This window comes from Microvirga calopogonii, from assembly GCF_003347665.1.
Lineage (GTDB): Bacteria > Pseudomonadota > Alphaproteobacteria > Rhizobiales > Beijerinckiaceae > Microvirga > Microvirga calopogonii.
Genome location: NZ_QDGA01000001.1, coordinates 228454 through 252838, shown reverse-complemented (window position 1 = coordinate 252838; position 24385 = coordinate 228454). Strand labels below are relative to the sequence as shown.

Annotated in this window: 21 protein-coding genes and 1 other RNA gene; 11 read left to right on the top strand and 11 right to left on the bottom strand. The window is 65.0% G+C overall.

What is annotated here, in order from left to right:
- Nucleotides 1–4 precede the first annotated feature (4 nt).
- The 4 genes from purL to DDF70_RS01090 form a co-directional block, all read right to left on the bottom strand.
- Nucleotides 5–2215 carry a phosphoribosylformylglycinamidine synthase subunit PurL gene (purL, locus tag DDF70_RS01105; RefSeq protein ID WP_114943018.1) on the bottom strand — a complete coding sequence of 737 codons (2211 nt, stop codon included), beginning with the start codon at nucleotides 2213–2215 and terminating at the stop codon, nucleotides 5–7.
- A 199-nt stretch (nucleotides 2216–2414) separates the two neighbouring features.
- Nucleotides 2415–3113, bottom strand: a complete 699-nt coding sequence (gene purQ, locus DDF70_RS01100) for a phosphoribosylformylglycinamidine synthase subunit PurQ (protein ID WP_114943017.1) — start codon at nucleotides 3111–3113, stop codon at nucleotides 2415–2417.
- A gap of 7 nt (nucleotides 3114–3120) precedes the next feature.
- Entirely contained in the window at nucleotides 3121–3360 is a 240-nt protein-coding gene (purS, locus tag DDF70_RS01095; protein WP_114943016.1) for a phosphoribosylformylglycinamidine synthase subunit PurS, read from the bottom strand.
- A 65-nt stretch (nucleotides 3361–3425) separates the two neighbouring features.
- Nucleotides 3426–3965 carry a hypothetical protein gene (locus DDF70_RS01090; RefSeq protein WP_114943015.1) on the bottom strand — a complete coding sequence of 180 codons (540 nt, stop codon included), beginning with the start codon at nucleotides 3963–3965 and terminating at the stop codon, nucleotides 3426–3428.
- 742 nt (nucleotides 3966–4707) lie between these two features.
- Here DDF70_RS01090 and ettA point away from each other — a divergent pair.
- From ettA to metH, 6 genes are all read left to right on the top strand, one after another.
- A complete protein-coding gene (gene ettA, locus DDF70_RS01085; RefSeq protein ID WP_114943014.1) occupies nucleotides 4708–6360 on the top strand; it encodes an energy-dependent translational throttle protein EttA in 1653 nt (550 codons plus the stop codon).
- 217 nt (nucleotides 6361–6577) lie between these two features.
- A complete protein-coding gene (locus tag DDF70_RS01080; protein ID WP_114943013.1) occupies nucleotides 6578–6988 on the top strand; it encodes a hypothetical protein in 411 nt (136 codons plus the stop codon).
- Between the two features lie 165 nt (nucleotides 6989–7153).
- Entirely contained in the window at nucleotides 7154–8632 is a 1479-nt protein-coding gene (locus DDF70_RS01075; protein ID WP_114943012.1) for an AMP nucleosidase, read from the top strand.
- A 188-nt stretch (nucleotides 8633–8820) separates the two neighbouring features.
- Nucleotides 8821–9834: an ArsR/SmtB family transcription factor gene (locus DDF70_RS01070; protein WP_114943276.1), complete on the top strand. Its 1014-nt coding sequence runs from the start codon at nucleotides 8821–8823 to the stop codon at nucleotides 9832–9834.
- On the top strand, nucleotides 9834–10739 hold the full coding sequence (metF, locus tag DDF70_RS01065; protein WP_114943011.1) for a methylenetetrahydrofolate reductase [NAD(P)H]: 906 nt from the start codon (nucleotides 9834–9836) through the stop codon (nucleotides 10737–10739). The genes DDF70_RS01070 and metF overlap by 1 nt, the downstream gene beginning before the upstream one ends.
- Nucleotides 10740–10840: 101 nt before the next feature.
- Nucleotides 10841–14596 carry a methionine synthase gene (gene metH / locus DDF70_RS01060; protein ID WP_114943010.1) on the top strand — a complete coding sequence of 1252 codons (3756 nt, stop codon included), beginning with the start codon at nucleotides 10841–10843 and terminating at the stop codon, nucleotides 14594–14596.
- Nucleotides 14597–14719: 123 nt separating this feature from the next.
- On the opposite strand, the gene DDF70_RS01055 is transcribed toward metH, so the two are convergent.
- The 7 genes from DDF70_RS01055 to DDF70_RS37790 all read right to left on the bottom strand — a co-directional run bounded on the left by DDF70_RS01055 (nucleotide 14720) and on the right by DDF70_RS37790 (nucleotide 20546).
- Entirely contained in the window at nucleotides 14720–15952 is a 1233-nt protein-coding gene (locus DDF70_RS01055; protein ID WP_114943009.1) for an ABC transporter permease, read from the bottom strand.
- Nucleotides 15949–16671 (bottom strand): ABC transporter ATP-binding protein, encoded by a 723-nt coding sequence (locus DDF70_RS01050; RefSeq protein WP_114943008.1) that lies wholly within the window; start codon nucleotides 16669–16671, stop codon nucleotides 15949–15951. The genes DDF70_RS01055 and DDF70_RS01050 overlap by 4 nt, the downstream gene beginning before the upstream one ends.
- An 11-nt stretch (nucleotides 16672–16682) precedes the next feature.
- Nucleotides 16683–18119, bottom strand: a complete 1437-nt coding sequence (locus DDF70_RS01045) for an efflux RND transporter periplasmic adaptor subunit (protein WP_162820171.1) — start codon at nucleotides 18117–18119, stop codon at nucleotides 16683–16685.
- Between the two features lie 80 nt (nucleotides 18120–18199).
- Nucleotides 18200–18967: an N-acetylmuramoyl-L-alanine amidase gene (locus tag DDF70_RS01040; protein ID WP_114943006.1), complete on the bottom strand. Its 768-nt coding sequence runs from the start codon at nucleotides 18965–18967 to the stop codon at nucleotides 18200–18202.
- A gap of 4 nt (nucleotides 18968–18971) precedes the next feature.
- A complete protein-coding gene (locus tag DDF70_RS01035; protein ID WP_114943005.1) occupies nucleotides 18972–19697 on the bottom strand; it encodes a TerB family tellurite resistance protein in 726 nt (241 codons plus the stop codon).
- Nucleotides 19698–19784: 87 nt separating this feature from the next.
- On the bottom strand, nucleotides 19785–20060 hold the full coding sequence (locus DDF70_RS01030; protein ID WP_114943004.1) for a glycine zipper domain-containing protein: 276 nt from the start codon (nucleotides 20058–20060) through the stop codon (nucleotides 19785–19787).
- Between the two features lie 102 nt (nucleotides 20061–20162).
- Nucleotides 20163–20546: a hypothetical protein gene (locus DDF70_RS37790; RefSeq protein WP_245435315.1), complete on the bottom strand. Its 384-nt coding sequence runs from the start codon at nucleotides 20544–20546 to the stop codon at nucleotides 20163–20165.
- Nucleotides 20547–20837: 291 nt separating this feature from the next.
- Here DDF70_RS37790 and DDF70_RS01020 point away from each other — a divergent pair, with 291 nt between their 5' ends.
- From DDF70_RS01020 to ftsL, 5 genes are all read left to right on the top strand, one after another.
- On the top strand, nucleotides 20838–21632 hold the full coding sequence (locus DDF70_RS01020) for a lytic transglycosylase domain-containing protein (RefSeq protein WP_114943003.1): 795 nt from the start codon (nucleotides 20838–20840) through the stop codon (nucleotides 21630–21632).
- A gap of 46 nt (nucleotides 21633–21678) precedes the next feature.
- Nucleotides 21679–22073, top strand: an RNA gene (gene rnpB / locus DDF70_RS01015) — RNase P RNA component class A.
- A 311-nt stretch (nucleotides 22074–22384) separates the two neighbouring features.
- A complete protein-coding gene (mraZ, locus tag DDF70_RS01010; protein ID WP_114943002.1) occupies nucleotides 22385–22882 on the top strand; it encodes a division/cell wall cluster transcriptional repressor MraZ in 498 nt (165 codons plus the stop codon).
- Nucleotides 22879–23928 carry a 16S rRNA (cytosine(1402)-N(4))-methyltransferase RsmH gene (gene rsmH, locus DDF70_RS01005; RefSeq protein WP_114943001.1) on the top strand — a complete coding sequence of 350 codons (1050 nt, stop codon included), beginning with the start codon at nucleotides 22879–22881 and terminating at the stop codon, nucleotides 23926–23928. Before mraZ ends, rsmH begins: the two co-directional genes overlap by 4 nt.
- Complete coding sequence (gene ftsL, locus DDF70_RS01000) at nucleotides 23925–24320, top strand: cell division protein FtsL (RefSeq protein WP_114943000.1); 396 nt, start codon at nucleotides 23925–23927, stop codon at nucleotides 24318–24320. Before rsmH ends, ftsL begins: the two co-directional genes overlap by 4 nt.
- Nucleotides 24321–24385 lie beyond the last annotated feature (65 nt).

Sequence of the window (24385 nt, the reverse complement as noted above, 5' to 3'; positions counted from 1 at the left end):
CTCCTTAAGACTTGCCGGTCATGTATTCCGGCAGCCAGGCTTCGTGCGCTGCCTTCAATTGCTTCACGGATATGGCCTGCCGGCCGGGCAGAATCAACGCATCGCCCCCGGTGATGCCCAGGGTCACGGCCGGAATGCCGCCGGCGCCGGCCTCGTAGAGGATGTCGGCCGCCACGTCCTCGTCGACGGCGATGAGGTAGCGGGCCTGATCCTCGCCGAAGAGGAAGGCGTGGAGGGGCAGGCCCTCGGGAACAGCCGTGATCTCGGCGCCCATTTGGCCGGCCATGGCCATTTCGGCGAGAGCCAGCGCAATGCCGCCGTCCGAGAGGTCGTGGACGGTCTTGACTTGGCCGGAGCGGACGAGCTGGCGCACGAAATCGCCGTTGCGCTTCTCCTGGGCGAGGTCCACCGGCGGCGGCGCGCCTTCCTCCCGGCCGCAGACGTCGCGCAGGTAAATCGACTGGCCGAGCCAACCTTGGGTCGCACCGATGAGGATGATGGCCTCGCCCTCCTGCTTGAACGCGATGGAGGCATTGACCGTCACGTCGTCGAGGAGGCCGACGCCGCCGATGGCGGGTGTCGGCAGGATGCCCTGGCCGTTGGTCTCGTTGTAGAGCGAGACGTTGCCGGACACGACCGGGAAGTCGAGCGCCTTACAGGCCTCGCCGATGCCCCGGACGCAGCCGACGAACTGGCCCATGGATTCGGGCCGCTCCGGGCTGGCGAAGTTGAGGTTGTCGGTCAGCGCCAGCGGCAGGCCGCCGACCGCCGTGATGTTGCGCCAGGCTTCCGCCACCGCCTGCTTGCCGCCCTCGAAAGGATCGGCCTCGCAATAGCGCGGCGTCACGTCGGTGGTGAGCGCCAGACCCTTCGGGCCGTCCTCGATGCGCACGATGGCGGCATCGCCGCCGGGCGTCTGGACCGTGTTGCCGAGGATGAGGTGGTCGTACTGCTCCCAGACCCAGCGCTTCGAGCTCTGGTCCGGCGAGCCGACGAGCTTGAGCAGCGCCTCGGCCTCCGACATCGGGGCCTTCACGCTGTCGGGCGCGATCACCGGCTGCTTGGGGCTCTCCACCCAGGGACGATCATAAAGCGGAGCCTCGTCACCCAGCTCCTTGATGGGAAGGTCGGCCTTGACCTCGCCCTGGTGCTTGATGACGAAGCGGAGCGTATCGGTGGTCTTGCCGATCACGGCGAAGTCCAGGCCCCACTTGTGGAAGATGGCCTCGGCCTCCTTCTCCATGCCGGGCTTGAGCACCATGAGCATGCGCTCCTGGCTCTCGGACAGCATCATCTCGTAGGCGGTCATGCCCTCTTCGCGGCAGGGCACCTTGTCGAGGTAGAGCTCGATGCCGAGATTGCCCTTCGCGCCCATCTCGACCGCGGAGCTGGTGAGGCCGGCCGCACCCATGTCCTGAATGGCGATCACCGCGCCGGACTTCATGAGTTCGAGGCAGGCTTCGAGCAGGAGCTTTTCGGCGAAGGGGTCGCCCACCTGCACGGTGGGGCGCTTCTCCTCGGACGCATCGTCGAACTCGGCCGACGCCATGGTGGCGCCGTGGATGCCGTCGCGGCCGGTCTTGGAGCCGAGATAGACGATCGGGTTCCCGACGCCGGTGGCCTTCGCGTAGAAGATCTCGTCCGTGCGGGCGAGACCTACCGCCATGGCGTTGACCAGGATGTTGCCGTTGTAGCGCTTGTCGAAGCCGACGCTGCCGCCGACCGTCGGCACACCGAAGGAATTGCCGTAGCCGCCGATGCCCGCCACCACGCCCGAGACGAGGTGAGGGGTCTTCGGGTGATCCGGCTCGCCGAAGCGCAGGAAGTTCAGCGACGCGATGGGGCGCGCGCCCATGGTGAACACGTCGCGCAGGATGCCGCCGACCCCCGTCGCCGCACCCTGGTAGGGCTCGATGAACGACGGGTGGTTATGGCTTTCCATCTTGAAGATGCAGGCCAGACCATCGCCGATATCGATCACGCCCGCGTTCTCGCCCGGCCCCTGGATGACCCAGGGTGCCTTGGTGGGCAGGCCGCGCAGGTGGATACGGGAGGACTTGTACGAGCAATGCTCGTTCCACATGGCCGACACGATGCCGAGCTCGGTGATGGTCGGCTCGCGGCCGATCAGGTTCACGAAGCGCTCGTATTCGTCCGGCTTCAGCCCGTGCTCCTTGACCAGCTCCGGGGTGATGGCGACGTCGTTGCGGATCATCGGGGTCTCGCAGTGTTACCCTCTTCCGGTTGGGAGGAGGGAGGGACAATCAGATGTCCTCATCCTGAGGAGGGCCGCTAGGCCCGTCTCGAAGGACGAGGACACCGGGTCCAGAGAGCGCTGGAGACGCCCTCGTCCTTCGAGACGCTTCGCTCCTCAGAATGAGGGCTGCGGGGGCGTCTCGTCCCCGCTTCTTGGATCAGGCCGCTTTCGGAAAGCTCGACACGAGGCTCTCGAACAGGCCACGCCCATCCGTGCCGCCCACGAGGTCTTCGATCAGGTTCTCGGGATGGGGCATCATGCCGAGCACGTTGAGCTTGGGCGAGTAGATGCCCGCAATCGAATTCATGGAGCCGTTGCGGTTGGCGTCCTGCGTGATGTGGCCCTGCGCGTCGGAATAGCGGAAGGCCACCAGACCGTCGCCTTCGAGACGCTTCAGGGTTTCCTCGTCGGCCGTGTAGTTACCCTCGCCATGCGCCACGCAGACGTCGATGGCCTGACCCTTGGCATAGGCCCGGGTGAAGGCGGTGTCGTTGCGCTCGACACGCAGGAACTGCCGGTGGCAGATGAACTTCAGGTTGGCATTGCGCATCAGGATCCCGGGAAGAAGCCCGGATTCGCAAAGGATCTGAAAGCCGTTGCAGATGCCGAGCACAAGGCCCCCCCGCGCTGCATGGGCGCGTACCGCATCCATGACGGTCGCGCGGCCGGCAATCGCGCCGCAGCGCAGATAATCGCCGTAGGAGAAGCCGCCCGGCAGGACCACGAGATCCGTGCCCTTCGGCAGCTCGGTCTCGGCGTGCCAGACCTTCTCCACCTGGGATCCGGCGGATTTGAGCGCCCGCAGCACATCGCCTTCGCGATTGGAGCCGGGGAAGACGATGACGGCAGATTTCATGGAAGCCTCACGCGATTTCGACGCGATAGTTTTCAATGACCGTATTCGCGAGAAGCTTCTCGCAGGCGGCCTTGAGCTGGGCTTCGGCCTGGGCCCTGTCGGCGGTTCCGAGCTCGATGTCGAAGACCTTGCCCTGGCGCACGCCGTCGATGCCCTCGACCCCAAGGGACTTGAGGGCACCTTCGATGGCCTTGCCTTGGGGATCGAGAACGCCGTTCTTGAGGGTCACGGTGACACGGGCTTTCATGGGGGCCTCGGGCTGTTGAGATTTGGCCAAGGCCATAAAGAATTTAGCCGCAAGAGACAACGGGCTCAGGAGCCTAATTCGCGGGCAGCGACCTCCTTGGCCGTTTCGAGCACAGAATCCGGGCTCTCGCCGATGACGAGGACAACCGAGAGAGCCTCGCTGTCGCGCTTTCCGAAGGCGGCGCCATAGGCCGGACGCTTGCTGCCGTCCAATGGGGCGAGATCGATGGCGAAGCCGCGATAGGGGGTGTCCCTGAGGCGCTCGACGCTGATCCGGGTTTTGACCGGCTTCTCCCGGCCAGCAGGCGAGCGCAGCGCCCGGGCCAGACGCTCCGGGTCCCCCAAGATGGCATCCGTGATATCCGCATCCTTGCCGGTCAGGCGAATGACGCTCACGGCAAGTCCTGGACTGCATTCGGGCGGAGCGCAGAAGGCCAGTGCGACGGGCTCGGCCCGGTCCTCTGCCAACCATTTCCGTAAGGGGAGAGCATCCCAGGGCGGACCCGAGGGGAGGCCCGCAACCTGACGGGGGATGTAGCCGCAGCTCGCGACGGCCAGGCCGAAGATCAGGATGAGGAGGCTGGAACGCAACAGGCGGAGCGGCATGGCCCTATCTATGCGCGAAACAGGCCGAGAGGGAAATGGGCAGAAGGGGGAATCTCCGTGTCCTTAGCGCTTCGTGCTCTCCCGAAGATGACCTTCAGGCCCTGCCACCCTCCGCCGTCATGGCCGGGCTTGTCCCGGCCATCCCGCTTCTGTGGGGCGCGGCGCCTCAACCCATCGGGATCACCGGCACGAGGCCGGTGATGACGTGGAGCAGGCGGCNCCGATACGGTGAAGCGCCGCGCTCTTCGGGTCGGGATCACCGGCACGGGTCCCCGGATCAAGTCCGGGGAGGTGATGACGTGGAGCAGGCGGCGAAGCGAACGTTATGTTCTCACTTTGTTCTTGACAGGGGCTGCAACCTTGGCTATAGTGTTGCCTATCCTCACCTGACGAAGGGCGCGCTCGCGAGGCGTCAGCCAGTGTGGGGTGGGGAACGGTCCGGTCGCAGGCCTCGCAACCCTGTGGCCGGAGGCCCTTGGTGCCTGCGGGCTGCCAAGTCTAAACGCCTAAAAGAACCGTGCGCGAAGCGGCCGTCCGGCTCTTCCATCCAACACAGTAGCGAGCCGGGCTGCCACTCGCGCCACCCTCGACCACCGACAAGGCTCGCAGCGCAAGCTGCGGGCCCGCAGGTGCTGGCTTTCCGGAACTCTGCTGGCGACACTCCTCCGCCTTGCCCCGGCAGGCCGCCCCTGATAACTGACAGCCAATCCCATTCAACCGATCATCAAGCAGGGCTTTTCCCGTGTCCCGACAGTTCATCTACCACATGCGTGGCCTCTCCAAGACCTATTCGGGCGGCAAGAAGGTCTTGGACAACGTTCATCTCTCCTTCTACCCGGATGCCAAGATCGGCGTGCTCGGCGTCAACGGCGCCGGCAAGTCGACCCTGCTGCGCATCATGGCCGGAACCGACACCGACTGGAACGGAGAGGCCTGGGTCGCCGAGGGGGCGCGGGTCGGCTACCTGCCGCAGGAGCCCCAGCTGGACCCGTCGAAGAACGTCCGCGAGAACGTCATGGAAGGCGTGGCCGCCAAGAAGGCTATCCTCGACCGCTACAACGAGCTCGCCATGAATTATTCCGAGGAGACGGCGGACGAGATGACCCGTCTCCAGGACGAGATCGAGGCCAAGGGCCTCTGGGATCTCGATTCCCAGGTCGACCAGGCCATGGACGCCCTGCGCTGTCCGCCGGACGACTGGTCGGTGGACAAGCTCTCGGGCGGCGAGCGCCGCCGCGTGGCCCTGTGCAAGCTGCTCCTGGAACAGCCGGAACTCCTGCTCCTTGACGAGCCGACCAACCACCTGGACGCCGAAACGACCGCCTGGCTCGAAGGGCACCTGCGCAGTTATCCGGGCGCGATCCTGATCGTCACCCACGACCGCTACTTCCTCGACAACGTGACGGGCTGGATTCTCGAGCTCGACCGCGGCCGGGGCATTCCTTACGAAGGCAACTACTCCTCCTGGCTGGAGCAGAAGCAGAAGCGTCTCGAGCAGGAGGGTCGTGAGGAAGCGGCTCACCAGCGCACCATCGAGCGCGAGCGGGAATGGGTTGCGGCCTCGCCGAAGGCCCGTCAGGCCAAGTCGAAGGCGCGTATCCAGCGCTATGAGGACCTCGTGGCCAAGGCCAACGAGAAGGGCCCGACGACGGCCCAGATCATCATCCCAATCGCCGAGCGCCTGGGCAACAACGTCATCGAGTTCGACAACCTCAAGAAGGCCTTCGGCGACAAGCTGCTCATCGACGGGCTGTCCTTCAAGCTGCCGCCGGGCGGCATCGTCGGCGTCATCGGCCCGAACGGCGCCGGCAAGACCACGCTCTTCCGCATGATCACCGGTCAGGAGCAGCCGGACGAGGGTTCGATCAAGATCGGCGAAAGCGTGAAGCTCGGCTATGTCGACCAGAGCCGCGACTCGCTCGACGCCAACAAGACCCTCTACGAGGAGATCTCCGGCGGCAACGAGGTGCTCTATCTCGGCAAGCGCGAGATCAATGCCCGCGCCTATTGCGGCGCCTTCAACTTCAAGGGTTCCGACCAGCAGAAGAAGGTCGGCGTGCTCTCGGGCGGCGAGCGCAACCGCGTGCACCTCGCCAAGATTCTGAAGTCGGGCTCCAACGTGCTGCTCCTCGACGAGCCGACCAACGACCTCGACGTGGACACGCTTCGCGCGCTCGAAGAGGCGCTGGAGGATTACGCGGGCTGCGCCGTGATCATCTCGCACGATCGCTGGTTCCTCGACCGCATCGCCACCCACATCCTCGCCTTCGAGGGTGACAGCCACGTGGAATGGTTCGAGGGCAACTTCGCCGATTACGAGGAGGACAAGAAGCGCCGCCTCGGCACGGATTCCACGATCCCGCACCGGATCAAGTACAAGAAGTTCTCGCGGTAAGGCCCGGCGGCATTTCTTTATAAGCATGTGGAACGTGGGATCGGGCATCTGCCCGCCCGGGTTCTTTTTGTATTGCAGTGCCTCTCGGCCACGAACTCCTTGCTTGAAGCTTTCATCCTGAGTTCAGGCACGGACATCTATTCTTGATTCAAAGGTTGGGAACGAAGCGAATGTTTCAGCTTTGGCGTCCAAAGCGCGTTCCCGTGAGGAGGCTAAGATGTCTCGGTTAAAGGTTATTCTGGCTGCTGGCTGCGCCGCTCTGACGATGAGCGGTGCCATGGCGATATTCGCTCCTGCGCAGGCAGGTGAAAGCACGGGTCGGTGGCGTGACGGATCCTATGCCACGCCCTACGGAGTCGTTCGTCCGAACTACGGTTATGGTTACGGGTACCGTCCCTATCGTCATCGCGACTACGACGCCGGTGGCGCTGTGGCTGCTGGTGTGGTCGGCGGCTTGGCGCTCGGCGCATTGGCTTCACGCCCCGCCTATGGATACCCAAGCTATCCGGCCGGTCCCACCTATTACGGTGCGCCGGCCTACGAGGCGCCGCCCTGCTACACGGTCCGCCGCCGCTTCGTGGATGAATGGGGCAGGGTCGTCATCCGCCGGGATCAAGTCTGCGAGTAATGTCAGCGAGGAGGGCCCCGCCGGCCCTCCTCTCCGTCATGCGCACAGCGAGACGCTTGGCTTAAGGATTTTGGCTCCTCGCAGCGAACTTCCGCCAACCCGGTTGGGTTCTGCCCCGAAACGGTGTATGACCCTTGAGGCGCGAGACATAAGAAGAGAGTCCACGTGCCCGCCGATCACATTTCGACCTTCCAATCCGTTGCCACACCTGAAGAAGCCGTCGAGCGGCTCATCGCGCTCCATGACAGCGCCATCGAGGCGCAGCGCAAGGCTCTCGATCATTTCTTTTCGACGGGCACGGCACCCACGCCCTTCGAGCGGTCCCGCTTCCGGTATCCGGAATTACGGCTGGATTACCGGTCGACATCCCTGCCGCCGGTCAAGCAGCGCGCCTATGCCAAGTTCCAGGGGCCGGGCGTCTATGCCACCACGATCACGCAGCCGGCCTTCTTCCGGAACTACTTGCTGGAGCAGCTGAACTATCTGGTCCGCGATTACGGAGCCACGATAGAGGTCGGCGTCAGCGACCAGGAAATTCCCTATCCCTATGTCTTCGAGCGTGGGGACGAGCTGGGCCGCGGAGCCCATTCCGCGTCCGAGCTCGCCCAGCATTTTCCGACACCCCTTCTCGCCAAGGTCGGCGACGAGATCGCCGATGGCACTTGGGTTTTCCATGAGAACGAGCCCCGGCCCTTGGCGCTCTTCGATGCCGCCCGGATCGATTACTCCCTCCGCCGCCTCGTGCATTACACGGGCAGCGACTGGCGCTGCGTCCAGCCCTGGATCCTGTTGACCAACTATCACCGCTATGTGGACCAGTTCATCCGCTGGGCCGTGAAGGAGATGGCGGACGAGGAGGGGCCCTATACCAGGCTCGTGCTCCCCGGCGGCATCACCATCGAGCGGGGGCTGGACGAGGCCGTGGTCGAGGAGCTGATCGGCTCATCGCCCTGGCACCGGTTCCAGATGCCGGCCTATCACCTCATGCGCAAGGACGGGCAGGGGGTGACGCTCGTCAATATCGGCGTTGGTCCGTCGAATGCGAAGAACATCACCGATCATCTGGCGGTGCTGCGGCCCCATTGCTGGCTCATGGTCGGGCATTGCGGCGGCCTGCGCCAATCGCAATCCATCGGCGATTACGTGCTGGCTCACGGCTATCTCCGGCGCGACCACATCCTCGACAGCGCCGTGCCGCCGGAGATCCCGATCCCGGCTCTCGCCGAGATCCAGGTCGCCCTCCAGGACGCGGCGGTACAGGTCACCGGCGAACGGGGCGAGGAGCTGAAGCGGCGCCTGCGCACGGGTACGGTCGTGACCTACGACGACCGGAACTGGGAGCTGCGCTGGAGCCAGGAGCGGCGCCAGATCAACCTGTCCCGCGCCATTGCGGTGGATATGGAGAGCGGCACCATCGCGGCCCAAGGCTACCGGCTCCGCGTTCCTTACGGCACCCTCCTGTGCGTCTCGGACAAGCCGCTGCATGGGGAGATCAAGCTGCCGGGGGCGGCCAACGCCTTCTACGAGCGGGCCGTCAGCGAGCATCTCATGATCGGTCTCGCGGCCCTCGACATCCTCAAAGGCCAGAGATCGTCCCTGCATTCACGCAAGCTGCGCAGCTTCGACGAGCCGCCGTTCCGGTAGGTTGTCATGGTGGTAGCCGATCGGCAGCGGCTACCACACTCTCTGATAACATCCCTCCTGTCATGGTCGCGCCCATCGAGCCTTCGAGAAGCGCCCTGACAGCAGGGAAGGTTCAGCCAATACATTCGCTTGCTCTCTCTTCAAAATACACATAAATATATCTTTATATGTAAGAGCGAGTTTTGGCCGTGCCGGACACTCCGTCCCCATCGCTGGACCTGACCCTGGATGTCCTTAGGGCAGCCGCCGAGGAGACGCGCCTGCGGATCCTCGCTTTGCTGACGGAAGGTGAGCTCTCCGTTTCGGACCTCACGGATATCCTCGGGCAGTCCCAGCCGCGAATCTCCCGTCACCTGAAGCTTCTCGTCGAGGCTGGGCTCGTGGAGCGGCACCGGGAGGGGGCCTGGGCCTTCTTCCGGCTCACCGACCGGGGCGTTGCCCTCCGGATCATCCGCCCGACCCTGGAGAGCCTCGACCGGTCCGATCCGCAGCTGCTGGAGGACCGCACCCGCCTGGAGGCCGTGCGCGCCCAGCGCTCGCAGGCCGCTCAGGCCTTCTTCTCCCGGCTGGCGCCGGATTGGGACCGCATCCGCTCTCTCCACGCTCCTGAAACGGTGGTCGAGGCGGCGGTTCTGGAGGCACTGGGCCCGGCCAGGATCCGCAATCTCGTCGATCTCGGCACCGGCACCGGCCGGATGTTGCAGCTGTTGGCGCCCCGTGCGAGCCGCACGGTCGGGCTCGATGCCAGCCACGCCATGCTCTCCGTGGCGCGGGCCAATCTCGAGAATGCGGGTTTGCGGGGCATCGAGTTGCGCCAGGGCGACATCTATGCGCCCCCGTTCCCGCGCGACACCTTCGACCTGGTGGTGATCCATCAGGTGCTGCATTACCTGGACGACCCGGCACGGGCCATCCGCGAGGCAGCGCGCCTCGTGGCGCCGGGTGGGCGGATCCTCGTGGTCGATTTCGCGCCGCATAACCTCGAATTCCTCCGCGAGGCCCAGGCGCATCGCCGCCTCGGCTTCGCTCCCACCCAGGTCGCCGGATGGCTCGACGAGGCGGGACTCGACTGCACCCTCAACCGGGAGATCGCTCCGCCGACGAAAGGCGACGAGCAGTTGACCGTATCCTTATGGCTTGGCCAGGACCGCCGCGTGGTGACGGATTGGCCCTTGAGTGAACCCGACAGAGAGGTCGCCTGATGTCACCGCTCGCCCTTCGCCCCAGCCGGCAGAATCCCTCTCCGATCAAGGTCTCGTTCGAGTTCTTCCCGCCGAAGACGCCGGACATGGAAACGACGCTCTGGGCGTCGATCCAACGCCTGGCTCCCCTCAATCCGCATTTCGTCTCCGTCACCTATGGCGCGGGCGGCTCCACGCGCGAGCGCACCCATGCCACGGTATCGCGCATCCTGAAGGAAACGCCTCTCAAGCCCGCCGCGCATCTCACCTGCGTGGCCGCGACGAAGGACGAGGTGAATGACGTCGTCCGCTCCTATTGGGATGCGGGCGTGCGCCACATCGTGGCCCTGCGCGGCGATCCCGTCGGCGGCATCGGAACGGCCTATGAGCCGCATTCCGGCGGGTACCAGCAGGCTTGCGATCTCGTCGCCGGCATCAAGGCCATCGGCGATTTCGAAGTCTCCGTTTCCGCCTATCCGGAGAAACATCCCGAAGCCGCTTCGCTCGATGCCGATATCGATGCCTTGAAGAGCAAGGTCGATTGCGGCGCAGACCGTGCCATCACTCAGTTCTTCTTCGATAACGACCTGTACTTCCGGTATCTCGACCGTGTCCGCGCGCGCGGCATCGACATCCCGATCGTGCCCGGCATCGTGCCCGTGCAGAACTTCAAGCAGACCGCCAACTTCGCCTCGAAGACCGGCGCCAGCGTTCCGGGCTGGCTCGCCGCGCGCTTCGAGGGGCTCGAGAACGATGTGGAGACGCGAAAGCTCATCGCCGCCGCCGTCGCCGCCGAGCAGGTCTTCGATCTGCTCGATCGCGGTGTGAACGAGTTTCACTTCTACACCATGAACCGCGCCGATCTGGTCTATGCCATCTGCCATCTGCTCGGCCTGCGCGATCAGAGCGTGAAGGCCGCGGCTTGAGTTTCCCGATGCCCGGCCAAGCCGGGCATTCACTTTTGCAACGTTGAACGAATTTCATCGGCCGGCGCAAATCCGACCGGGGTGAAAAGAGAACCGATCGAATGACTGCGTATCATCCTCGCCCGGCCAATGGTGCCGATGTGATCAAGGCGCTCCGCGAAGCGGCCTCGAAGCGGATTCTCGTGCTCGACGGCGCGATGGGAACCGAGCTGCAGCGCTCGCGCTTCTCTGAAGAGGATTTCCGGGGTGAGCGGTTCAGGGACTGGAAGCAGGACGTCAGGGGCAACAACGATCTGCTCATCCTCACGCAGCCCGACGCGGTGCGCAACGTGCACCTCGATTACTTCCGCGCGGGCGCGGACATCGTGGAGACGAACACCTTCTCGGGCACCTCCATCGCCCAGGCCGATTACGGCATGGAGGAGATCGTCTACGAGCTGAACTTCGAGGGCTCGCGGATCGCCCGCGAGGCCGCGCTGATGGCCGAGAAGGAAGACGGCCGCCGCCGCTTCGTGGCCGGTGCCATCGGTCCGACGAACCGGACGCTCTCGATCTCGCCGGACGTGAACAATCCCGGCTACCGCGCAGTGACCTTTGATCAGGTGCGCGACGCTTACGCCGAGCAGGTGAGGGGACTCGTCGACGGCGGGGCCGAGATCATCCTCATCGAGACGATCTTCGATACGCTCAACGCCAAGGCCGCCATCGTGGCGACGCACCAGGTCTTCGCCGAGAAGGGCGTGAAGCTCCCGGTCATGATCTCGGGAACCATCACGGATCTCTCCGGCCGCACCCTGTCGGGCCAGACGCCGACGGCGTTCTGGCATTCGGTGCGCCATGCCGACCCGTTCTCCATCGGCCTCAACTGCGCGCTCGGCGCGCGCGAGATGCGCGCGCATATCCAGGAGATCGGCAAGGTTGCCGACACTCTGGTCTGCGCTTATCCGAATGCGGGACTGCCGAACGAGTTCGGCCTCTATGACGAAAGCCCGGCGGCCACGGCGCGGATGATCGCGGAATTCGCCGATGCCGGCCTCGTCAACGTGGTCGGCGGCTGCTGCGGAACGACGCCGGATCATATCCGCGCCATTGCGGAGGCCGTCGCCGGCAAGGCGCCGCGCTCCGTGCCGAAGATGCAGCCGCTCATGCGTCTGTCGGGCCTCGAGCCGTTCGTCCTCACCTCCGACATTCCTTTCGTGAACGTGGGCGAGCGCACGAACGTCACGGGATCGGCCAAGTTCCGCAAGCTCGTCACCAATGGCGACTACGCGGCCGCCCTCGACGTGGCACGCGACCAGGTGGCGAACGGCGCGCAGATCATCGACGTCAACATGGACGAGGGCCTGCTCGATTCCGAGAAGGCCATGGTGGAGTTCCTCAACCTCGTCGCGGCGGAACCGGATATCGCCCGCGTTCCGGTGATGGTCGACTCGTCCAAGTTCCACGTGATCGAAGCCGGCCTCAAGTGCATCCAGGGCAAGGCCATCGTGAACTCGATCTCCATGAAGGAGGGTGAGGAGTCTTTCATCGAGCACGCGAAGATCTGTCGTTCCTATGGTGCTGCCGTCGTCGTGATGGCCTTCGACGAGCAGGGCCAGGCCGATACGTTGGAGCGAAAAGTCGAGATCTGCACGCGGGCCTACAGGATCCTGACCGAGCAGGTCGGGTTCCCGCCGGAAGACATCATCTTCGATCCCAATGTCTTCGCGGTCGCCACCGGCATCGAGGAGCATAACGGCTACGGGGTCGCTTTCATCGAGGCGACGCGGATCATCCGCGAGACGCTGCCGCACGCCCACATCTCGGGCGGCGTGTCGAACCTGTCCTTCTCGTTCCGCGGCAACGAGCCGGTGCGCGAGGCCATGCATTCCGTGTTCCTGTTCCATGCGATCAAGGTCGGCATGGACATGGGCATCGTGAATGCCGGTCAGCTGGCCGTTTACGACGAGATCGACCCCGAGCTGCGCGAACTGTGCGAGGACGTGGTCCTCAACCGCCGCCCCGATGCGACGGAACGGCTGCTGGAGGCGGCGCCGCGATTCAAGGGCGATGGATCGGGAGCTGTGAAGGCTGCCGATCTCGAATGGCGCTCCTGGCCCGTGGGCAAGCGCATCGAGCATGCGCTCGTCAACGGCATCACCGAGTTCATCGAGCAGGACACGGAAGAGGCCCGGCAGGCGGCCGAGCGTCCGCTGCACGTGATCGAGGGGCCGCTCATGGCCGGCATGAACGTGGTGGGCGATCTCTTCGGCGCTGGAAAGATGTTCCTGCCGCAGGTGGTGAAATCCGCCCGCGTCATGAAGCAGGCGGTCGCCTATCTCATGCCGTTCATGGAGGCCGAGAAGGAAGCCACCGGCGACACCGGGCGCTCCGCCGCCGGCAAGGTGCTTATGGCGACCGTGAAGGGCGACGTGCACGACATCGGCAAGAACATCGTCGGCGTGGTTCTCGCCTGCAACAACTATGAGGTCATCGACCTCGGCGTCATGGTACCGGCCCAGAAGATCCTGGAGACCGCGCGCAAGGAGAACGTGGACGTGATCGGCCTCTCGGGCCTCATCACGCCGTCCCTCGACGAGATGGTGAACGTGGCGAGCGAGATGGAGCGCGAAGGTTTCGACATTCCGCTCCTCATCGGGGGCGCGACCACGAGCCGCGTGCACACGGCGGTGAAGATCCACCCGAACTACAACAAGGGCCAGGCCGTCTACGTGACGGATGCGAGCCGCGCCGTCGGCGTCGTGTCGTCGCTTCTGTCGCCCGACATGAAGGACGGCTATGTGGAGACGCTGCGCTCCGAATACCGCAAGGTGGCTGACGCCCATGCGCGATCCGAGGCCGACAAGCAGCGCCTGTCCATCGACAAGGCGCGGGCCAACAGGTTCACGCCCGACTGGTCGTCCTACCAGCCGCCCAAGCCCAGCTTCACCGGCGCGCGCGTGTTCCGCAGCTACGATGTGGGGGAGCTCGTGCCCTATATCGACTGGACGCCGTTCTTCCAGACCTGGGAGCTGAAGGGGCGCTTCCCGGCCATCCTCGAAGACGAGAAGCAGGGGGAGGCCGCGCGGCAGCTCTGGGATGATGCTCAAGGCATGCTCAAGCAGCTCGTGGAGGAGCGCTGGTTGAACCCGAAGGCGGTGATCGGATTCTGGCCCGCCAACGCGGTCGGTGACGACATTCGCCTTTATACCGGCGAGAGCCGCACGGAGCAGCTTGCGACCTTCCACGGCCTGCGTCAGCAGCTCTCCAAGCGCGACGGCAAGCCCAATCTCTGCCTGTCCGATTTCATCGCTCCCGCCGAGAGCGGAAAGCCCGATTGGATCGGCGCCTTCGTGGTGACCTCCGGCATCGAGGAAGTACGCATCGCGGAACGCTTCGAGCGCGCCAACGACGATTACCGCTCGATCATGGTGAAGGCGCTGGCCGACCGCTTGGCGGAAGCCTTTGCCGAGCGGATGCACGAGCGCGTGCGCAAGGAGTTCTGGGGCTATGCGTCCGACGAGAACCTCAGCAACGAGGGACTGATCGGCGAGGAATACCAGGGCATCCGCCCGGCTCCGGGCTATCCCGCACAGCCCGACCACACGGAAAAGGCGACCCTGTTCAGCCTGCTCAACGCCGAGCGCAGCATCGGCGTGACGCTCACCGAGTCCTACGCCATGTGGCCGGGTTCCTCCGTATCGGGACTCTACCTGTCGCATCCGGACGCCTATTACTTCGGCGTCGCCAAGGTCGAGCGCGATCAGGTCGAGGATTATGCCGCGCGCAAGGACATGAGCGTCGCGGAGGTCGAGCGCTGGCTCGCCCCGATCCTCAACTACGATCCGGCGAGTTATCGCGTGATGGCGGCGGAGTAGGACATCGCTCTCCGGTGTCATCCCCGGCGAGCCGTAGGCGAGGGAAGGGGATCCACCTACACGCTCAGCGCTATGGATTCCCTTCCCCTCCGCTGCGCTCCGGCCGGGAATGACAAGGGGGTGTCACTCCCGCCGCAACGCCTCGATCGGATCGAGTTTCGCCGCGCGCTGCGCCGGGTAGAATCCGAAGAAGATGCCGACGAGCGCCGAGAAGCCGACCGCGATGATGATGGCGTTCGTCGATACGAGCGAGGGCCAGCCGGCGAGCTGCGCCACGAGGTAGGCGGCGCCTGCGCCGAGGCCGATGCCGAGCGCCCCGCCGATGGTCGAGAGCGTCGTCGCCTCGATCAGGAACTGGCTCAGGATGTCGCGCGGACGCGCGCCGACGGCGAGGCGCAGGCCGATCTCGCGGGTGCGCTCCGTGACAGAGACCAGCATGATGTTCATGATGCCGATGCCGCCGACCAGAAGCGACACGGCGGCGACGGCGGCGAGCAGCATGGACAGGGTGTTGGCCGAGGCGGACGCGGTGTTGGCGATCTCGGTCAGGTTGCGGATGGAGAAATCGTCCTCCTGTTCGCCCATGATGCGATGGCGCTGGCGCAGCAGCTCCGTCATGTTGGCGATGCCCGGTTCGATGTCGTTCTCGTCGGCGAATTTCACGAAGATCGAGCCGACGGATCCATCCTTGGCGTAGTTGCGGCCGATCACGCGGCGGCGACCCGCATCGAGAGGCACGAAGACCACGTCGTCCTGATCCTGCCCGAATGCCGATTGTCCTTTCGATGCCATGACGCCGATCACGCGGAAGGGCACATTGCGCACGCGTACGGTCTGGCCGATGGGATCGTCCTCGCCGAAGAGATTGCGCGCGACCGTCTGGCCGAGAAGGATGACGATGTCGCCGCGCCTGACCTCTTCCGGATCGAAGGTGCGGCCGGTGGCGACATCCCATTCGCGGGCCGAGAACCAGTCGAGATCGACGCCGTAGATGCGTGTGCCCCAGTTGCTGCCACCGGCCACGACCTGCGTGCCGCCCTGCACGAAGGGCGCCGCCGCCACCACGCCGTCGACCTCGCGCCGGATGGCGCGTGCGTCCTCGTCCGTGAGCGAGGAAGCCGCGCCGGCGCCGAGCCGCGCGCCGCCCTGGGTCACGTTGCCGGGCGTGACGATCGCGAGGTTCGCGCCGAGCGAGCGGATCTGGCTGTCGACGAGATTGCGCGCGCCCGATCCGATCGCCACCATGGCGATGACGGCCGCGACGCCGATGACGATGCCGAGCATCGTCAGAAGGCTGCGCAGGGCGTTGGCCATGATGGCCGAGAGCGCGGAACGGATCGCTTCGATCAGCCTCATTCCGCGGCCTCCCGGGCAAGCACCCGCGCATCCACAGGGATCTGGCGGTGATCCTCGATCACATGGCCGTCCCGGAAGCGGACGAGGCGGTGCGCATGTCGGCCCACCTCCGCATCGTGGGTGACGAGCACGATGGTGACGCCCTCGCGGTTGAGTTCCTGGAACAAGGCCATGATCTCGTTCGCCGTGCGGCTGTCCAGCGCCCCGGTGGGCTCGTCCGCGAGCAGCAGGCTCGGGCTGTTGACGAGCGCGCGCGCAATCGCGACGCGCTGCTGCTGCCCGCCCGACAACTGCATCGGCCGGTGATGCGCGCGCTCGGCGAGCCCGACGCGCCCAAGCGCATGCAGGGCGCGTTCGCGACGCGTCCTGCGGTCGAAACCCGCATAGACCATGGGCAGCTCCACATTGCCGAGCGCATCCACGCGCGGCAGCAGGTTGAACTGCTGGAACACGAAGCCGATCTCCCGGTTGCGCAGCCGCGCCAGGCCATCCGAATCGAGACTTTCGACCGCCGTCCCCGCCAGCCGGTACTGGCCGCTGGTCGGCCTGTCGAGGCAGCCGACGAGATTCATGAACGTGGACTTGCCGGAGCCGGACGGACCCATCACGGCGACGAAATCGCCCTTCTCGATGGCGAGCGAAACGCCGTCGAGAGCGACGACGCGGCCTGCATCGAGATCGTAGATCCGCCTGAGTTCGTGCGTTTCGATGAGAGCCACGGCGTGCTCCTTTAGAACATGCGCGGCGGGCGTGGACGGCGGCCAGTTGTCGAAGCGCCCGCATCGTCGCCCGCGCCTGCGCGTTGGGCTCCGACGATGATCGCCGCGCCTTCCTGCACGTCGCCGCGCAGGATCTCCGTATAGACCCCGTCGGTCGCGCCGAGACGCACATGCACGGCCTGCGGATTGCCGTCCTGTCCGACGCGGTAGATGCGCCCGCTCGTGCCTTCGTCGGCCTGCATCTCCGCATCCTTGGCGCGCCCGCGCCGCCGTGGCTGGCCGTCCTGCGCGGCGTTCGCCGGCCCGCCCGATACGACGGCAACCGGGGGCCGATAGCGCAGGGCCGCATTCGGAACGCGCAGCACGTCGTCGCGCTCGTCCGTGACGATCTGGACGTTCGCCGTCATGCCGGGAAGTAGGGCCTGATCGCGGTTCTTCACGCCGATGACGGCCGTGTAAGTCACCACGTTCTGCACCGTCTGGGCGGACAGGCGCACCATGCGCACGGTGCCCTCAAAAGTGCGGTTCGGATAGGCGTTGACGGTGAAGGTCACCTTCTGCCCATCCTTCAGGCGCCCCACATCCGCCTCGTCGATATTGGCGTAGATGTCGATCTCCCTCAGGTCCTGCGCGATGGTGAACAGGGTCGGCGCGGAGAGCGAGGCCGCGACGGTCTGGCCGAGTTCGATGTCACGCTGCACCACGACGCCGTCGACCGGGGATTTGATGTCTGTCCGGGCGAGATCGATCTCGATGTCCTTCAGCTTCGCCTGCTTTTGCAGGATCATCGCCTCGGCGGATTTCAGGTTCGCTTCGGCCAGCGCAAGATCCGCCTTGAGCCCCTCCGTCTCCGCCTTGTTCGACGCGATCTGCGCCTCGGCCGAGGCGAGGTTCGCCTTCTGCACGTCGAGCTGCGTTCCGGCCTGCTCGAGGGCCGTCTGGGTTCCCACCGAGCGGGTGGTCAGCTCCCGCTGCCGGTCGAGATTGCGTTGGGCTTCGGTGAGCTGGGCGCGCGCCCGGTCGCGCTGCGCGCCGAGATCGTTCGCCTGCGCCTCCGAGCGCTGCAGGGCGGACTTGGCCTTGTCGATCTGAGCGCGCTTGGTGTCGAGGTCTGCCCTTGCCTGGGCCAGATCCGCCAGGGCCGCGTCACGGCGCGACTTGATCTGCTCCGCATAGAGGCGGGCGACCACCTGGCCTTCCTTCACGGGCGTGTTGTAGTCGGCCAGGATCTCGACCACCTGACCCGAGAGCTGGGAGCCGACGAGCACGGTCGTGACGGGGTTGAGCGTGCCGGTGGCGCGGACGCTCGCCGTGATGGGGCCGCGATCCACCACGCCGAGGCGGTAGGGCTGATCGGATGCGCTGCTCCCCGTGGGCTTCCACAGCACGAAACCGAGGGCTCCTGCCACGAGCACGATGCCGATCAACCACAACCAGACGCGACGCACCGAAAATCCCCTCCAAGACATTCCATGTCATGAGGGCCGATTGTGGCCGATTTCCCGGATCGTTACGAGTTAACTCTTTGTCATGCGGCGGGCTGCGGCCGCGTGGCGATCAGGTTGCGCAGGGTCATGATGGTCGAAGCGTCCGCCACGCCATCGACGCGCTCGGGCCGGAAGTGGCGCTGGAAGGCCGCGACCACCTTTTCCGTGTCCTCGTCGAAGACGCTGTTGATCTTCACCCCGTAGCCGTACATGGCGAGCATCGCCTGCAGGGCTTCGATGGGCATGCCCTGGTCGCCACGCGAGAAGAAGCGGCCGTCGCTCGTCGCGGACGGAACAACCCAATGCCCGACGCCCGCCTCGTGCAGGCGTTGCCAGGGGAAAAGCTCGCCCGGATCGACCTTGCGGCCGGGGGCGACGTCGGAATGGCCGAGCACCCGGGTTTGGGGAATGCGCCAGCGAGTCACGATGTCCTTGGCCAGGGCCGCGACGCTTTCGATCTGCGCATCGGGGAAGGGTGGCAGGCCGCCCGGGTGGCCTGGATTGGCGATCTCGATGCCGATGGAGCAGGAATTGATGTCGATCTCGCCGTCCCAAGAGGAGAGGCCCGCGTGCCAGGCCCGGCGCATCTCCGGGACGAGCTGAAGGACGCGACCGTCGCCGAACACGAAATAGTGGGCCGAGACCTGGGACACGGGATTGCACAGCCACTGCAGGGCCTCGCCTTCATCCGGCATGCCCGTGTAGTGGAGAATGACCATGCTGGGGCGCTGAGCGTCCTTGCGCTCCCCGTGGTTGGGCGACGGAAAGACCTTGCTGGCGACCGGGCTTTCCGGCGAAAGAGCGCTCATGCCGTCACCTGAGATTCCGCTCGGACGCAATGATTTCCCAGGCGGCGTTGATGGCGGCCACGCGCTCGGTCGCGATCTTCACGGCCTCGGGCGGCAGGCCACGGGCGATCTCCCGGTCGGGATGGTTCTCGGCCACGAGCCGGCGATACTGCCGCTTCAACTCCTCGTCGGTCATGCTCCGGTCCGCCTGAAGGACGAGGTAGGGATCGTCGGCACGCTGCACGTGCCGCGCGGCAATGCGCGCGAAATCCTGATCCGAGAAGGCGAAGACCGTCGCCACCTCCTTGAGGTAGGCATATTCCGCCTCATGGATGGCTTCATCCGCCTTGGCGATGTGGAACAGGCCGTCGAGCACGTCCTCGAGCAGGGCAGGCTCATCCTTGAAGGCATCGCCGATCTGGCGGGCATAAGCCTCGAAGCCGTCCGTAGTCTGGATGGCGAGGTTGAACAGGCGCTCCACCTTGTCGTGCTCGCTCTCCGGAACGTCGACGATCTGCTCGAAGGCCCTGACCTCCACGTCGACCACCACCCCGTCGGCCTTCGCCATCTTGGCCGCGAGGGCCACGAGACCCATGGTGAAGAGCACGTCGCGCGGCGGCTTCCCGAAAGGAGCACCTTCGCGGTCAATGAGAACGTGGCCGGCGACACCACCAAGAAGGGCGCCGATCGGCCCGCCCAACGCGAGGCCTATGCCGGCGCCACCCAGCTTACCCCAAATCGACTGAATCATCTTGTGATCAGTCGTAATCTCAAGTGCGGGCAAAAGGAAAGGGGCCGGGAATGCCCCAGCCCCTTAAAATCGGTCTCTGATGCGCGATCAGCGGCAGTAAACGTTGCCGTAGACGTCCTGATAGGTGCCGTAAGGACAAGCCGGACGAGGAGTTGTTGCCGCGCCGACGATGGCACCACCGGCAGCGCCGATGGCCGCGCCTGCCAGAGCACCGCTGCCACGACCCGTAGCAGCACCGCCGATGGCCGCACCGGCAAGGCCGCCCACTGCGGCACCGCCGACTGCGCGCTCGCCCGGGGTGTTGCACGCGGCGATCGAGAGGGTGAGAGCACCCGCGGCGACAGCGGTGATGATTTTCTTCATGGACGTGTCCTCTTGGTCAGCGACAGACAATTGGAGAAAGCTTGAGCACTTCAGCTTAGCTATACTGCCAACTGTTTCCTAGCCGATCGGTTCCATGGGATGTCAAGGGGAACAAACGAGGGAGCCATGATGCATCATGGTTCCGTATTTGCAGTCCTTGGGCGACCAACCCTGGCTGCCCTGATCGACTCGGCCTTGGCCTCCGGGATTTCCCGCTCTGCGGATGGGAGCGGCAGGCATCGGCTCTTCGACATATATGGGCTCGGGCTCAGGTGTCGTCGCAGCTCTGACCACGGCACCGCCGGCGGCGCCGATGGCCGCGCCCGCGAGGGCGCCGCTCGCATGGCCGGTCGCCAAGCCGCCGACGGCCGCTCCGGCGAGACCGCCGATGGCTCCGCCGCCGAGGGCGCGCTCTCCTGGCGTGTTGCAGGCTGTCAATGAAAGCACGAGCGCACCTGCGGCAGCCGCGACGATAATGGACTTCATCAAATTTCCCTTCGGATTACGGGCGGAGAATAACGATACGTAATTTCATACCGATGATTCGTGAAGCTGCCATATGGCGGACGAATTGCCTTTTATTCCTCCGAGAGAAGTGAATAATTTTTCGGCCCTGTGCTCAGGCTATTTCTGCCTTATTCAGCCTCGGTTTTAGCTCTCTCAAGCGTCTATCTTAAGCATTGTTCGGACATGATTGCGACTTGCCAAGCCACAACTTTGCCTTATTTCGCCACCACCCACCGCCGCTCTACGGCCTATGCCATCTGGAGTTTGCATATGACTTGGCAGCGTGATTTGAGAACGGTGGCGGCCGTCATCCTAAGCTTGGCTACGCTTGACCTTGCGTCGCAAGCGCGGGCGGAAAGCACCCTGGTTTCTCCGCAGGACGCCGAGGAGTTCGTCCGCGCGCAGATCGAGGAGCAGAAGGCTGCCGAGGCCGCTCTCAAGGAAGAACAGGCTGCCATCGACGCAGAGGAGGCGGTCGAGGCCGCCAAGGCTGCGAAATCAGGCAAGGCGGCCAAGGGCGAGAACAGGAAGACCAAGGAAGCTGCCAAAGTCGCGAAGGCCGCCGTGGAGCCCGCCGCAGCCGCGGCCAAGGCTCCTGCGGACGAGGATGAGTCCGGCGTCGAAGAGACGTCTGCTCTTCCCGTCGACCTGTCGGGCCTCTCCCGTTCCGGACGTGCCGATGCTGCCAAAGCCAGCGCTCTCAAGCCCTTGATCACACGCTATGCATCCGAGAACGGCTTGCCTTATGAGCTGGCCGATGCCGTTGTCCGGCTCGAGAGCCGCTACAATGCGGGCGCACGCAACGGCGCGCATCTCGGCCTGACCCAGATCAATGTCCGTACCGCGCAATCCCTCGGCTATCAGGGCCCGGCCGCGGGTCTTCTCGATGCGGAAACCAATCTGCGCTATGGATTGAAGTACCTCGCGAAAGCTTACAAGCTCGCCGGCGGCGATACCTGCGGCACGATCCTGCGCTATCAGTTCGGGCACCGGACGACGACGATGACAAGCGCCTCGCGCGCCTATTGCGCGAAGGTGAAGGTGTTGACGGCCGCGGCCGAATAACCTTCGGCCTTGACGCGGGGCCGTCTTTTGCACCACATCCCTATCGTCAGCTGGCCGGGCGGCCGCTTCGAGCTCACGCTCGGGGAGGAAAGTCCGGGCTCCATGGAAGCAAGGTGCCGGATAACGTCCGGCGGGGGAAACCCCAGGGAAAGTGCCACAGAGAGCAGACCGCCCCGCAAAGGTTCTCGGACCCCGGGGTAAGGGTGAAAGGGTGCGGTAAGAGCGCACCGCGGACGCAGCAATGCGCACGGCAAGGTAAACCCCACCAGGAGCAAAACCGAATAGGGACGACAGGCGTTCGCGCCAGGCCTGCTTCCAGGCTCGTCGTCCGGGTTGGTTGCTTGAGGCGGTCAGCAATGATCGTCCCAGAGGAATGGTCGCCACGTCCAAGGTCTTAGACTTTGGGCCCTACAGAACCCGGCTTACAGGCCGGCTGACCCCATCTATCCACAGGCCGGAAATTTGCATCAAAGCGGCGCAAACCGTTGCGTCGCTTACGATTCATTAACCGTAAATGCGTCTCATGGGGAACGCATGCCGCGAGGCGTGTCCACCATCCCCGTTCCGTTGACGCCCATATTGTCCCATGTTATCCCAAACCATCCCGTCGACGGTGTCTTCCGAAGGGGGCGTCAAGCACTCAAGAATTGCTGACGTTCTGCTTCGGAAAGTAGCGTCATCACCGGCTGCGGGTGGTGGATCCTCGAGATCTGCCTGGGGGCTGACAATCAGGAGCGTGCGAGCTGCGGCCAATGAACCGCTTCGTGTCCAATTTCACCAACAAGTTGGATTCGAAGGGTCGCGTCTCGATCCCGGCATCCTTCCGGGCCGTGCTGGCCAGGGACGGATTCGAGGGGCTCTACGTTCATCCGGCGCTCGACGCGCAGGCATTGGACGCGGGCGGCAACACGCTTCTGAACGAGATCGATGCGTTCTTGTCGACGCTGTCGCCCTATTCGGACGAGCGGGATCAGCTGTCGACGGCTTTGTTCGGGACAAGCGAGATTCTGAAGGTCGATCCGGAGGGGCGTGTCATCCTGACGGACACGGTAAAAGTGCATGCCGGGATCGGCGATACGGTGACGTTCGTCGGACTTGGTCACAAGTTCCAGATTTGGGAGCCCGAGCGCTTCCGTGCGCACTTGGAGGAGGCGCGCACGAAGGTCCGAGACCTGAAGAAAGCATTGGGAAGCCGAGTTATGGAGCCAAGGTTAGTGCAGAACACCTCACCAGGAGTACGGGAGCGATGATGGGACGCGGCGACGGCCCAGGAGCCGGAGCCGCTGGCGGACCGTCCCGTCACGTTCCCGTTCTCCTGGAGGAGGTGTGCACGGCTCTCGATGTCAAGCGCGGCGGCACTTTCATCGACGGCACATTCGGCGCAGGCGGCTATACGCGCGCCATCCTCGACGGACATCCCCAGAACAAGGTCGTTGCCATCGACCGCGATCCCGATGCGATCGCGGGCGGCGCTTCCCTTGCGGCCAAATTCAAGAAGCGCCTGATGCTCGTCCCCGGACGCTTCGGCGATCTCGACGATCTCGCGCGTGCGCAGGGCTTCGAGAGCGTCGACGGCGTCGTTCTCGACATCGGCGTGTCGTCCATGCAGCTCGACCAAGCCGAGCGTGGTTTCTCGTTCCGCAACGAGGGCCCGCTCGACATGCGCATGGAGCAGAGCGGCCCGAGCGCGGCCGATCTCGTCAACGAATCCTCCGAGGCCGAACTCGCGGACATCTTCTACCATTACGGTGAGGAGCGGCGTGCCCGCGCGGTGGCGCGTGCCATCATCGAGATGCGCCGCCGTGAGCCGTTCGAGACCACGCGCCAGCTGGCCGATCTCGTGGCCTCGCTGATCCGGCAGGAGCCCGGCGGCATCCATCCGGCCACGCGCGTGTTCCAGGGCCTGCGCATCGCCGTCAACGACGAACTCGGCGAACTGGTGCGCGCCCTGCATGCGGCCGAGCGCATTCTGAAGCCCGGCGGACGCCTGGTGGTGGTCACGTTCCATTCGCTGGAAGACCGCATCGTGAAGCAGTTCTTCGCGGCCCGCACCGGTCGCGCGGCCACCGGCTCGCGTCACCTGCCGACGGCTGCCGCACCGGAGCCCACTTTCGATGCCATCACCAGAGGTCCCGTCGGTCCGAGCGAGCAGGAAATGGCACGCAACCCACGCGCGCGCTCGGCGAAACTGCGGGCCGGCGCGCGCACGAACACGCCGCCGCAGGAGCCTTTGAGCGCCATCGCCATGCTGGCCGAGTTGCCGCAGACGGCTGAAAAACGGGGAGGGCGCCGATGATCCGGCTGCTCCATATCATCGCGATTTCCGCTCTCATCGCATCGGCAGGTTATGCCTATTCGATCAAGTACGACACGCTCTACTACGCGGAGCAGGTGGCGAAGCTGAAGACCAAGGTCCAGCGCGAACGCGAGGCCATCGCGGTGCTGCAGGCCGAGTGGCAATATCTCGATCGCCCCGACCGCCTTCAGGAAGCGGCCGACAAGCATCTCGATCTGCAGCCCCTGAAGATCCAGCAGCTCGCGCGCCTATCCGAGCTGCCGAACCGTCCTTCCCGCGAGGATGAGATCGGCCGCAAGCTCGAGGCGCTCGGCCTTCTCGGGCCGACATCGACGCCGAAGGACAAGAATTCGGACGCCCGCACCCCGACGACCCAAACCCCTAGACGGTGAGCCTCGTGTTGCAAGAGCCCCAAACCGAATGGCAGGGTAAGAACCTTCCCGACGAGACGCACCCG

Coding starts and splice junctions, on each gene's coding strand:
- purL (WP_114943018.1), bottom strand. CDS start 2,215: ATGATCCGCAACGACGTCGCCATCACCCCGGAGCTGGTCAAGGAGCAC.
- purQ (WP_114943017.1), bottom strand. CDS start 3,113: ATGAAATCTGCCGTCATCGTCTTCCCCGGCTCCAATCGCGAAGGCGAT.
- purS (WP_114943016.1), bottom strand. CDS start 3,360: ATGAAAGCCCGTGTCACCGTGACCCTCAAGAACGGCGTTCTCGATCCC.
- DDF70_RS01090 (WP_114943015.1), bottom strand. CDS start 3,965: ATGCCGCTCCGCCTGTTGCGTTCCAGCCTCCTCATCCTGATCTTCGGC.
- DDF70_RS01080 (WP_114943013.1), top strand. CDS start 6,578: ATGTCTCGGTTAAAGGTTATTCTGGCTGCTGGCTGCGCCGCTCTGACG.
- metF (WP_114943011.1), top strand. CDS start 9,834: ATGTCACCGCTCGCCCTTCGCCCCAGCCGGCAGAATCCCTCTCCGATC.
- metH (WP_114943010.1), top strand. CDS start 10,841: ATGACTGCGTATCATCCTCGCCCGGCCAATGGTGCCGATGTGATCAAG.
- DDF70_RS01055 (WP_114943009.1), bottom strand. CDS start 15,952: ATGAGGCTGATCGAAGCGATCCGTTCCGCGCTCTCGGCCATCATGGCC.
- DDF70_RS01040 (WP_114943006.1), bottom strand. CDS start 18,967: ATGAGCGCTCTTTCGCCGGAAAGCCCGGTCGCCAGCAAGGTCTTTCCG.
- DDF70_RS01035 (WP_114943005.1), bottom strand. CDS start 19,697: ATGATTCAGTCGATTTGGGGTAAGCTGGGTGGCGCCGGCATAGGCCTC.
- DDF70_RS01030 (WP_114943004.1), bottom strand. CDS start 20,060: ATGAAGAAAATCATCACCGCTGTCGCCGCGGGTGCTCTCACCCTCTCG.
- DDF70_RS37790 (WP_245435315.1), bottom strand. CDS start 20,546: ATGAAGTCCATTATCGTCGCGGCTGCCGCAGGTGCGCTCGTGCTTTCA.
- DDF70_RS01020 (WP_114943003.1), top strand. CDS start 20,838: ATGACTTGGCAGCGTGATTTGAGAACGGTGGCGGCCGTCATCCTAAGC.
- mraZ (WP_114943002.1), top strand. CDS start 22,385: ATGAACCGCTTCGTGTCCAATTTCACCAACAAGTTGGATTCGAAGGGT.
- rsmH (WP_114943001.1), top strand. CDS start 22,879: ATGATGGGACGCGGCGACGGCCCAGGAGCCGGAGCCGCTGGCGGACCG.
- ftsL (WP_114943000.1), top strand. CDS start 23,925: ATGATCCGGCTGCTCCATATCATCGCGATTTCCGCTCTCATCGCATCG.